At 68.5% G+C, this 11,297-nt stretch carries 10 protein-coding genes; 6 read left to right on the forward strand and 4 right to left on the reverse strand.

Translation table 11 applies throughout. From position 1 onward, the window contains the following. From E6G06_15260 to E6G06_15270, 3 genes are all read right to left on the reverse strand, one after another. On the reverse strand, positions 1–1,175 hold a 1,175-nt coding region (locus E6G06_15260; GenBank protein TML88993.1), incomplete at its 3' end, for a DUF222 domain-containing protein. 78 nt (positions 1,176–1,253) lie between these two features. Further along, complete coding sequence (locus E6G06_15265; protein ID TML88994.1) at positions 1,254–2,516, reverse strand: hypothetical protein; 1,263 nt, start codon at positions 2,514–2,516, stop codon at positions 1,254–1,256. A 53-nt stretch (positions 2,517–2,569) separates the two neighbouring features. Next, positions 2,570–3,118, reverse strand: coding sequence for a pilus assembly protein (locus E6G06_15270; protein TML88995.1), 549 nt, complete (start codon positions 3,116–3,118; stop codon positions 2,570–2,572). Positions 3,119–3,201: 83 nt separating this feature from the next. Between E6G06_15270 and cpaB the strand changes: the two genes are divergently transcribed. The 6 genes from cpaB (at position 3,202) to E6G06_15300 (ending at position 10,988) form a co-directional block, all read left to right on the forward strand. Beyond that, a complete protein-coding gene (cpaB, locus tag E6G06_15275; protein TML88996.1) occupies positions 3,202–4,101 on the forward strand; it encodes a Flp pilus assembly protein CpaB in 900 nt (299 codons plus the stop codon). A 76-nt stretch (positions 4,102–4,177) separates the two neighbouring features. Then, positions 4,178–5,323: a response regulator gene (locus tag E6G06_15280; protein ID TML88997.1), complete on the forward strand. Its 1,146-nt coding sequence runs from the start codon at positions 4,178–4,180 to the stop codon at positions 5,321–5,323. 14 nt (positions 5,324–5,337) lie between these two features. Continuing rightward, complete coding sequence (locus tag E6G06_15285; GenBank protein TML88998.1) at positions 5,338–6,693, forward strand: CpaF family protein; 1,356 nt, start codon at positions 5,338–5,340, stop codon at positions 6,691–6,693. Next, positions 6,690–8,591 carry a VWA domain-containing protein gene (locus E6G06_15290; protein TML88999.1) on the forward strand — a complete coding sequence of 634 codons (1,902 nt, stop codon included), beginning with the start codon at positions 6,690–6,692 and terminating at the stop codon, positions 8,589–8,591. The genes E6G06_15285 and E6G06_15290 overlap by 4 nt, the downstream gene beginning before the upstream one ends. 1 nt (position 8,592) lies before the next feature. After that, positions 8,593–9,504, forward strand: a complete 912-nt coding sequence (locus E6G06_15295; protein ID TML89000.1) for a type II secretion system F family protein — start codon at positions 8,593–8,595, stop codon at positions 9,502–9,504. Positions 9,505–9,515: 11 nt separating this feature from the next. Further along, positions 9,516–10,988 carry a hypothetical protein gene (locus tag E6G06_15300; protein TML89001.1) on the forward strand — a complete coding sequence of 491 codons (1,473 nt, stop codon included), beginning with the start codon at positions 9,516–9,518 and terminating at the stop codon, positions 10,986–10,988. Between the two features lie 91 nt (positions 10,989–11,079). Here E6G06_15300 and E6G06_15305 read toward each other — a convergent pair whose 3' ends face one another. Further along, positions 11,080–11,274, reverse strand: coding sequence for a Flp family type IVb pilin (locus E6G06_15305; GenBank protein ID TML89002.1), 195 nt, complete (start codon positions 11,272–11,274; stop codon positions 11,080–11,082). Between the last annotated feature and the right edge of the window lie 23 nt (positions 11,275–11,297).

An 11,297-nucleotide genomic window follows, 5' to 3' on the forward strand; every position in this document is an offset into this window, starting at 1 on the left:
CGACCGCCACCACCGCCGTCGCCGTCAGGCGGGACCAACCGGTAGCACCCGACCCCGCCCGTCAGGCGCCAGCCCTTGGATTTCAGCGCGTGGTGGAACGCGCACAGCCGCTGGAGGTTGTCGAGCGCGGTGGGCCCGCCCCGCGCGAAGGGAACGCGGTGGTCGCGCTGCAAGCGCGTGTCGGCGTCGCAACGCTCGATCACACAGCTGCGGTCGCGCACGGCCAGCGCCCGCCGTTGCTCGACATCGACGTAGCGCGTGGCGCGCGTCACCGCCTTGATGTCGACACCGTGGGTCACGATCAGGCTGAGGTAGGCATCGTGCGCCCAGGACCGCACAACCGACACCGGCAGCGGCCCGATGCCCGCGATCTCGCACGTCTCGCCCGCGACCGCGTGGCTCCGCACGAGCGCGTCGTAGTCGACGAGCACGTTGATCACGGCACGTGCCGGCTTGCGCTTCGCGCCCGAGCCCGGCGCCGCGCACACCAGGGCCTCGAGCGCGTCCATGGCATACGCGGCACGAGGCTCGCGTCGACCCTCGCGGCGAGCCGACCTGAACACGCGATCGATCTCGGCGTCGAGGGCCGCCAGCAACCGTGCTCCCGCGTCGGGCGTCGTGCGGAACTGTCCGCAGAGCGCGCCCTCGCCGTCGGTCCAGGTGCGCAGGCATCGGTTGCGTCTGATCGCTTCGTAACGCGCCCGCTCGTCGGTGGCCGCGTGACGCACCCGACGGCACTCGTCGCTCAGCTGCTTCATCGTGCCGTTCGTCCGCGCGAGCAGCCCCGCCTCTGACGCGGGGCTCACCGTCGCGGCGGCCGCCACCTCCTGCGCCTGGCTCTCGCTCAACCTTCCGGATCGGAATGCGTCAGCGGTCGCGGGCAAGCTCGCGAGGCGCGCGGCGGTCTCGAGCGATGTCTGCGCCCGGCCGACGCTGACGCCCGTCGTGTGCGCGAGGAAGTGGACGGCGCTGCGCTCGCCGCTCCGGCGCCAGACGTTGGACTCCTCGACCCGCGCCGCCATCAGCGTGCGGCCCGCGGCCCCCAGGCGCTCGGCCTCGACGAACGCCGAGAGCCACGCGAGCGCGTCGTCGCCGCGCACGCATCGAGGCTCGAGCTCGGCGACGATGCGCCGGATCGTCTTCACCGCGCCCTCGAGCTCTGCCAGCTCGGACATCGCTGCTCCCGTAGGAGGGGATGACAAGGGGGGAAGAGCTGACGCTATGATATCGAACAGGTGTTCGACTGTCAAGCGTTATTCGTAGAGGCGGACCTTGACAGGGGTGCCCAGCCCCCCGATGTTCGTGATGGCGAAGTTCGGGCTGTCGAGGTCGACTATCCAGCCGATCAAGCCTCCGTTGAATGTTGTCTTGCGGCCTGGAGGATCGTTCGGTGAACAGGGTTGTGCCGTGGAGCACGACCGGATCGTGCCCGCTGGTGCGTAGACGACGCCGTTCCACGTGTTGTCGCCGCCATTGAACCGGATTGCCGCCTCGCCGCCGCATCCGGTATCGCCTGCGCTCGAGAAGGCCAGGACGTCGTTGTTGCGGGCTCGGAGCTGGAAACCGTCACCGCTGAAGACGATGTGATCGGTACTCACGAAGGTCGCCTGTCCCGACAGTGGCCCGCTGAGCTCGATCGGACCGGTGCTGTAGATCATGAGGTTCTGTCTCACGTGGTCGGGAGCGTCCAGCGCGCCATTCTGCTGCAGCCATCCGTTGTCGACCGTCGCGTTCCCGGCGTTGATGTAGAGACTCCCGGCCGCTAGGGCCTTGGTTCCAGACGGCCCGTAGTCCTCGATTCGGTAGTCCGCGAGTGGATCCGTCTCGACGCCGGTCAGCCGAGCGAAGGGGATGATCTGCGGTGGGAGCGTTGCGTCCTTTACGTACGTGACGGAGCCACCCGGGCTCAAGGTCGTGTTCGACGACAGCTCCACCGACCCGTTGCTGTGCACCGATCCGGTGATGCCGACCTGTTTCCCGGTGTCGCCGATGTCAACGGCCTGCTCCACATTCCCCATGCCATCGCAATCGGTCGCCGCCGCGAAGACGGCGTAGGGGTCACCGACGAAGATCTCCGCAGTGGCTTCAGCCGTCTGCTTGTGCTCGTTGATCCCGACGACGCCGCCGAAGGTCGACCCCACCGTGATCGGCGGAAGGTGGGCCCACACCTTCGTCGTGTCGCCCGAGCCGGTGCTGACGTGGAATGCGATGCACGCGCTGCTCGTGCCCTTCGTGAACCCCGGCGGGATCGTCGCCGTGCAGTGGGCCCATCTCTCGGTCCATCCGCCAGGACCTAGGAGCGGCGCGCCGTTGGTCGACTTGGTATTCGTGAGCGTGCCCTTGATGATCGCGTCCTCGGCAGCGGCCTCGGTCGCCGGACTGACCCCGAAGTCGAGCAGGATCTGTGCGGCTTCGAGCACCGCCGAGTCCGCGGCCGACTGGTCCTGGCGCCGCTCGTTGAAGACGAGCCCGCTGTCCATGGCGAGCGCGACGAACACCAGCATCACCGTGATCATCAGCGTGAAGATGATCAGCGTGACGCCCCGCTCGTCCCGTCGCGCCGGCCGCGTCACAGCCGGGGCGGGGGACAGGCGTACGTACCCTGCTGCCACACGATCGGCTTCTCTCGCCTCATCCGCACCGTCGCCCTGAGCGTCTTGTCGTTGATGAAGACGGCCATCATCCCGGTGAGCGAGCGAGCCGGGTACTCAACTGTGACCTGGGCGGTGATTCCGTTGTCCTCCGGCGGCTTCTCCAGCGACACCGTCGTGTCCGCGTCATCGAGGTCACTCGTCCGGGCACAGATCTTCCTCACGATCTCCGTGCTGCACCCCGAGGGATCGTTTTCGAACCCGATGCAGTCGTTCACGATGGCCAGGCGGGCGCCTTCGCGGGCGCCCTGCTTCACGTCGAGGAACTGGGTGAAGAGCCAGCCGAAGTCGATGATGGCGAAGAGGAAGAGGACGAAGACGGGCAGCACGAAGGCGAACTCGACGAGGGTGGCGCCGCGCTGATCCCCCCGACGTCGATGCACCAATGCGGCCGCCCTCTGGAACACCCGGAGAGTCTGGCGCCGGACGGGGGGCTGGCAAGGCCCTTGCCGGAGGTATCGGGCCACCGGGCGGCACCGGCGACGAAGCGCGGCGGCCGTCGTACAGTCTGTGGTGAGCCCCGGGCGACCCCCCGCCGACGACTAGTGCGATCGGCCCATTGCATTGGCTGGTACAAGGAAATTCGAGAAACCGGGCTTGTCTCGACCTAGGGACAAGCCGATGCTCTATCGACCCCCAAGGAGACGGGCCCCCAGAGCCCTCCGGAACCGAACTCAGTGAGGTAAGCGTGGCAGCTCGACGTACGGTCATCCTGATCGCTGCGGTCGTCGTGGCGGCGATCGCCGCAGTGGCGGTCTACAGCTACCTGACCACGGTCCAGGACCGGGCCAACAAGGACGCCAAGCTCGTGAAGGTGTTCGTGGTCAAGAAGGACATCACCAAGGGGCTTCCCGGCGAGCAGGCGCTCGACCAGGGGTTCATCAAGCCCGACAAGATCAACGTGAAGTTCCGCGCAGCCACCGCGTTGACCGACGTGAACGTGATCCGGGGCCGGGTCGCGCTCACCAACCTCGCCGCCAACCAGGTCGTCGTGGATGGTCAGTTCGTGGACCCGAAGGTGGCTACGGTGTCTTCGGCGCAGCGCATCCCGACGGGCAACGTGGCGATCACGATCCAGGTCGACCAGGTGAGGGGCGTGGCCAACCTCGTGCAGCCCGGCGACAAGGTCAACATGCTCGTCACGGTCCACAGCGGCAAGGAGGAGTACCTGTACCAGAACGTCAACGTGCTCTTCGTGGGGTCGCAGGCCGCGCCGCAGCCCGGCGAGACGACGGCGACCACCGTGGCCACCGCCGCCGCGAACCAGGGCAGCGGCCTCATCACGGTGGCGGTGCCACCTGCTGCTGCGCAGCGCATCGCCTTCGTCACCAGCGCGGGCGAGCAGGGCGGCTCCATCTACCTCACGCTCGTGCCGCCGGACAACATCCCGACGCAACTGCCGGCGATCGACCTCAACAACGTCATCGAGGCCAACCAGCTCACCCCGTGAACGGTCGTACTGAGCAAAAAGGACGACTACCCTGAATTCCGTCGATACTCCTACACGAAGCCTCCCGGTCGCCGTCGTGGACGACGACCCAAAGCTGCGCACTCGCCTCGCCATGCAGCTGGGCGAGGGCGTGGCGGTGGCGTCGTTCCCGTCCATCGAGGCGATGGAGGAGAAGTTCGCCTCCGGAACCCCGCTCGTGGTCGTGTTCGGGCCCTCATACGCGGACCCGGCCGGGCTCAAGGCGGTGCAGGGGCTCACCCGCTACCGGCCGGAGGTCGGCTCGCTCATGGTCGTGGAGGAGCTGACCACCGCCATGTTGCAGCAGGCCCTCCGCGCCGGTGTGCGCGACGTGATCGCCCTGCCGGCGGATCAGGACTTCCTCCTGGAAGCCATCGACCGCGTCGCGGACACGATCTCGGTGGTGCCGATGGCCCCCGCGGGGACCCCCGCCACCGAGCTGCCCTCCGACATGGGCAGCGTGATCACCGTCTTCTCCACCAAGGGTGGGGCGGGCAAGTCCGTCATCGCCTCCAACCTCGCCATCGTCCTGGCCCGCAAGGCCGACGGCCCGGTCGTCCTCGTCGACGCCGACCTCCAGTTCGGCGACGTGGCCGTCATGCTCAAGATGACGCCACAGCACACGATCGTCGACGCCGTCTCCAACATCCACCGGCTCGACGCCCAGCTGCTCCAGAGCCTGCTCATGCGCCACGACCAGAGCGGGCTGCTGGTGCTGGCGGCACCCGTCGAGCCCGCGTTCGCCGACCAGGTGGGCGCGGCCGACATGGTGAAGATCGTCAAGCTGCTCCAGACGTTCTGCAAGTACGTCGTCATCGACACGCCCGCGCACTTCAACGACGTCGTCCTCGCCCTCCTCGAGGAGAGCGACGACATCCTGCTGATCTCCGGGATGGACATCCCCAACATCAAGAACGTGAAGCTCGGGCTCCAGACGCTCCGGCTGCTCAACATCCCCGTGAGCAAGCTCAAGCTCGTCCTCAACCGGGCCAACTCGAAGGTCAAGCTCGACGTGGGCGAGGTCGAGAGAACCCTGCAGATCAAGGCCGACTGCCTGGTGCCGAGCGACATCATCGTGCCGCAGTCGGTGAACAAGGGGGTCCCCGCGGTGCTCGACGCGCCGCGGTCGGGCGTCTCCAAGCGCATGGAGCAGCTCGCCGAGCTCTTCATGGCCGGTAGCCAGTCCAAGCGCGGCTCGCGCTGACATAGGGAGCAGAGATGTCGCTCTACAAGCGTCTACACGAAGTGCGCAGCCCCGAGGGCACGACGTCGCGCGACCCCGTGCTCGACGAGCTGCGCCAGAAGATCCACCACCACCTGATCGAAGAGCTCGGCCCGATCCTCTACGACCGGCGCCTCAGCGAGAGCGATCTCCGCCTTCGCGTCACCGACCAGCTGCACTCCGCGCTCGCCAAGGAGAAGGCCCCCCTCTCGGCCGCCGACAAGGCGCAGCTCATCCAGGACGTCTCCGACGACATCCTGGGCTACGGGCCCATCGACCGCTTCCTGAAGGACGTCGACGTCACCGAGGTCATGGTGAACGGTCCCGAGAGCGTGTTCGTAGAGCGCCACGGCAAGATCGAGCGCGTGCCGGTCTCGTTCGTCGACGACACCCACCTCCGTCGCATCATCGACAAGATCGTCGGCCAGGTCGGCCGGCGCATCGACGAGGCCACGCCCATGGTCGACGCCCGTCTCCCCGACGGCTCCCGCGTCAACGCGGTGATCCATCCCCTGGCCATCGGCGGCCCCTTCCTCACCATCCGCAAGTTCGCGGCCGACCCGTTCCAGGTCGAGGACCTCATCAGCTTCGGCACGATCAACGCCGCGGTGGCTCGGTTCGTCGAGGCGTGCGTGGTCGGGCGGCTCAACGTGATCGTCTCAGGTGGTACCGGCACCGGTAAGACGACGACGCTCAACGTGCTGTCGTCGTTCATCCCCGACGACGAGCGCATCGTCACGATCGAGGATGCCAAGGAGCTCCAGCTCCACCAGGAACACGTGCTCGCGCTCGAGTCGCGCCCACCCAACATCGAGGGCAGGGGCGAGGTCACCATCCGCGACCTCGTGAAGAACTCGCTGCGCATGCGGCCCGACCGGATCGTCGTCGGCGAGTGCCGCAGCGGCGAGGCCCTCGACATGCTCCAGGCCATGAACACCGGCCACGACGGGTCCATCACCACCATCCACTCCAACAGCCCGCGCGACACGCTGAGCCGCATCGAGACGATGACGCTCATGTCCGGCTTCGACCTGCCGATCCGGGCGATCCGCGAGCAGATGGCTTCCGCGCTCGACTTGATCGTGCACCTCACCCGCCTCCGTGACGGCACGCGCCGCGTCACGCACGTCACCGAGGTGCAGGGCATGGAGGGCGACGTCATCACCCTGCAGGACATCTTCCTGTTCGACTACGGCATGGGTGTCGACGAGGACGGGCGCTTCAAGGGCCACCTCAAGGCGACCGGCATTCGCCCCCGCTTCGCGGAGAAGCTGCAGGACCTCGGCATCCGCCTCAGCGCCGACCTGTTCCACGCGGAGGGATTCGCCCGGCGCGCCGTGGGCACGCGATGAAGAAGCTGTTCGCCGGCCTCACGCTGGCGATGCTCCTCGTCGTCGGCGGCGCGGGCGCCGCCTTCGGCGCGGACACGCTGACGGTCCGGCGCGTCGACACCACCGCCTTCCCCAAGGTGAAGATCGTCGCCATGCCCACGAAGCCGGGCACGAGGGCGGCGGACTTCGCGGTGAAGGAGGACGGCAAGCCGGTGAAGATCGACGGCGTCGTTCCGTTGACGTCGTCGCCCAAGGGTGTCGTGATCGCGGTGGACACGTCGGGGTCGATGAGCCAGGACGGCAAGCTCGAAGCCGTGCAGGCGGCGATCCGCGACTTCGTGAGCCGGAAGCAGCCGCAGGACCAGATGGCGATCGTCAGCTTCAACAACAGCGCCGAGGTGATCCAGGGCCTCACCACCGATAGCAACAAGCTCACGCAGTCCGTCGACCGCCTGACGCCCCTCAACGAGACGGCCATGTGGGACGGCGTGAACATGGCGCTGCGGATGCTCGCCCAGAGCCCGGCCGACCTCCAGCCCAACGTCGTCCTCATCACCGACGGTCGCGACACGGTGTCGTCCTCCGACTTCGCGACCACGCGGGCCAACGTGCTCTCGGCGAACGCGTCGGTGTTCAGCATCGGCATCTCGGGGCCCGAGCTCGACAGTGCGCCGCTGCAAGATCTCGCGACCGCGAGCGGCGGCACGTTCCAGTCGGGTGCCGCCAGCGCCTTCGGCGGGTTGCTCGGGAGCGCCGACGCCGTGCTCGGCAACCAGTACGAGCTCAGCTACACGTCGACGGCCAAGGACTCGATCGATCTCGAGGTCGACGCCGGCGGCCTGTCGGTCAAGGCCCCGAGCGTCGGCATCGGCACTGTCACCGAGGGCTTCTCGGCCCGGCCCGACGTGGTCGAGTCGAAGACGCCGGCCCTGTTCAAGGGGGCGATCGCCAAGTGGATGGTCGCGCTGCTCGTGCTCGCGGCCGCAGGCCTGCTCGCCTACGCCTTGATCCTCATCGTCGTGCGCGACATGTCGACGCTCGAGAACGCGCTGCAGCCCTATGCCGCCGAGGGCCCGTCGATGGAGGAGGACGGGCCGAGCGACGTGCGCATGGCGGAGACCGCGTTCGTGAAGCGCGCCGTCGAGATGACCGGGCGGTTCGCGGAGGAGCGCGGGCTCCTCCAGTGGGTCGAACGACAGCTGGAGCAGGCCGACCTGCCGCTGCGCGCGGCAGAGGCCATCTTCTTCTGGCTCTCCGCGATCGTGGTGCTCACCCTTCTCGGCCTGTTCTCCACGCGGTCGATCTTCGGCGCGCTCGTGCTGCTGTTCATCGCCGCCGTGACACCGGCGGTCGTGCTGTCCGGGCTCTCGTCCCGTCGCCAGCGCAAGTTCACCAGCCAGCTGCCCGACACGCTGCAGCTCCTGTCGGGCTCGTTGCGCGCCGGCTACTCGCTGCTCCAGGGTGTCGAGGCGGTGTCGCAGGAGGTCTCCGACCCGATGGGCCAGGAGCTGCGGCGCGTGCTGGCCGAGGCCCGTCTCGGTCGGCCGCTCGAGGACTCGCTCGCCGACACCGCGCAGCGCATGGGCAGCCCCGACTTCGACTGGGCGGTCATGGCCATCCGCATCCAGCGGGAGGTGGGCGGCAACCTGGCCGAGCTCCTGCAGACGGTCGGCGAGACGATGATCGCGCGCGAGCGCCTTCGGCGCGAGGTGCGGTCGCTCACCGCGGAAGGCCGCATCAGCGCCATCATCCTCGGCATCCTGCCCATCGCGCTGGGCGGCGTCATGTACGCGGTGAACCCCGAGTACATCCAGGTCCTCTTCAAGCACACGAGCGGTCACATCATGCTGGCCGGTGCCGGCCTTCTCGCCCTCGTGGGCTTCTACTGGATGAAGAAGACGATCGAGATCGAGGTGTGAGGTGCTGATTCTTGCGGTCACCGGCGCGGCTGCCGCCTTGGGCCTGCTGCTCTACGGCGTGCTCACCGAGGCCGAGGAGAAGGCCACCATCCGCGCCTCGCTGCGCCAGCTCGGCACCTACGAGGTGGAGAACGTTCGCGACACCGAGCTGCTGACGCCGTTCCGGGAGCGCGCGCTCGCACCGTTCCTCCGCCGTATCACCGACCTGGGCCGTCGCCTCACGCCGGTCGAGTCCGCCCGGCGCAAGCTCATCCTGTCCGGACGGGCGAGCCCCGACGCGCTCGACCGCTTCCTGGCGATGCGCGTGTTGTTCCTCGCGCTCATCCCGGTGTGGTTCGTGCTCGTGTTCTTCGTCGCGCCCATCTCCGGGAGCGCGGCATTCGCCGTGTTCGGTCTGCTCGCGGCGACCTCGTTCCTGGGGCCGGAGGCGATCCTCAACCGGCGCGTGGCCGAGCGGCAGTACAAGATCCGCGTCAAGCTGCCCGACATCCTCGACCTGCTCACCATCAGCGTCGAGGCGGGGCTCGGCTTCGAGCAGGCGCTCGACCGCACGGTCGCCTCGGTGCCCGGGCCACTCTCGGAGGAGTTCGTGCGGATGCTGGGTGAGACCCGCGCCGGTGCCACCCGGGCCGAGGCCATGCGGGCGCTGGACGAGCGCACCGACGTACCCGAAGTGCGCTCGTTCGTGCTCGCCATCCTCCAGGCCGACACCTTCGGTGTCTCGATCGGGCGCGTGCTCCGCGCCCAGGCCGACGAGATGCGCGTCAAGCGCCGTCAGCTCGCGCAGGAGCAGGCGCAGAAGGCACCGGTGAAGATGCTCATCCCCATGGTGTTCTGCATCTTCCCCGCGCTCTTCGTCGTCGTCATCGGGCCCGCGGTCATCAACATCTACAACCAGTTCCTGAACAAGTAGCCAGCTCCGCTGTGCCGGTCGGTGCAAGGCTGCGGGCCGAGGCCATGCAGGCTGAGGACACGCAGGTCGACGACAAACCCCCACGCGCCACCATGCGCGTGCCGCGCCCGTCGCTGCTCGGTGTGGTGGGCGCCGCCGTCGTCGTCTGGGGTCTCGTCACCGGCCTCCGGCCGTTGTTCGACAACTCGTTCCTGACCCACCTGGCCACCGGTCGCCTCATCCTCGACCACGGCATCCCCCGGGCCGACCCCTACTCGTTCACCGCCCCCGGCCACCCCTGGGTCGTGCAGTCGTGGCTCGCATCGGTCCTCTACGCCGGTCTCGAGCGTCAGCTGGGCGATTGGTCCCTTGTCGTCCTCCACGGCGCCCAGACCGCGCTGCTGGCCCTGCTGGCGTGGCGCCTCACCCGTCCCGCCGGCAGCGTCATCGCCCGCATCGTGGCCGTGAGCCCGGTCGTGGCGCTGGGGGGGAAGCTGTGGTCGTCGCGCCCGCTGCTCTTCGGCCTCACGCTCTTCGCGGTGACCGTGCTGCTCGCGGAGGACGACCGGCGATCGCCGCGCTGGTTGCTTCCCGCGGGGTGGGTCTGGGTCAACACACACGGCAGCTTCCCGTTCGGGCCGCTCTACCTCGGCCTCCGCGCCGTGGGCCGGCGCCTCGACCACCGGCCCCCGCGCCGGCTCCTCCGCCTGCTCGCCTTCTCTGTCGTGGGCACGGCTCTCGGTGCCCTCAACCCCCTCGGGTTGCGCCTGCTGCTGTTCCCCGTGCACCTGCTCGGCCAGCGCGCGGTGCTGTCGCACGTCATCGAATGGCAGTCGCCCGACTTCTCGAAGCCCGAGAACCTCATCTTCCTGGGGCACCTGCTGCTGGCCCTGCTCCTGCTCATGCGCCGGCCGTCGTGGGAGGACGGGATCGTGGCTGCCGGCTTCGGCCTGCTCGGCGCCGTCGCGCTGCGCAACACCGCGGTCGCGTCGTTCGCGCTGGCCCCGGTGCTCGCCCGCGGCCTGGGCCGGATCGGCAGCATCACGGGGGAGCGCCGCTCAGTGCTGTCGGCGACTGCATTCGCCGCCATCGCCGCGCTCGGCCTCGTGCTCACCATCGACGCGGCGCAGGGGCCTGCGTTCTCCCTCAAGTCCTATCCCGTCCGGGAGCTCGACTGGATGGAGCGCAACCACTACCTCGAGGGCCGCGTCGCCACGCAGGACTTCGTCGGCAACCTACGCACCCTGCGCGACGGCCGAGGGCGCAACGTCTTCTTCGACGACCGGTTCGACATGTACCCCCGCGCGGTAGGGGAGGCGGCGTTCGACCTGCTCGCGGGACGGCCCGACTACGAGGCGATCCTCGACCGGTACCGGGTGGACTCGGTGCTGTGGGAGAAGAAGCTCCCCCTGGCTGTGGTGTTGCGGGCGGACCGACGTTGGAGGGTCGTCCACATCACCAGGTCGTGGGTCGTCGTCACGCGCGCCGGTCGCGGACCTCGCTGACGCCGCGGCGAGGAAGCGTTCCGGGACGCGCGAGACGGGGGTGCTCTCCCGAGCACCCCCGTCCCTCGTACTGCGTTGACTGCGGGTCAGGCTATGAGCCGCCGATCGAGCCGCCGACCTGGCTGAACTTGGTCGAGGCGTTGTTTCCGAGCAGCGTGATGGCGGCGATGCACACCACGGCGATCAGGGCGACGAGGAGCGCGTACTCCACGAGGCTGGCGCCCTTCTCGTCATCGGCGACGTTGAACTTGGCCTGCAGATAGTGCCAAACGGCAACCAGATCCATTTTCTTGTGTCTCTCCTGTGTCG

The organism is Actinomycetota bacterium (assembly GCA_005888325.1).
GTDB lineage: Bacteria > Actinomycetota > Acidimicrobiia > Acidimicrobiales > AC-14 > AC-14.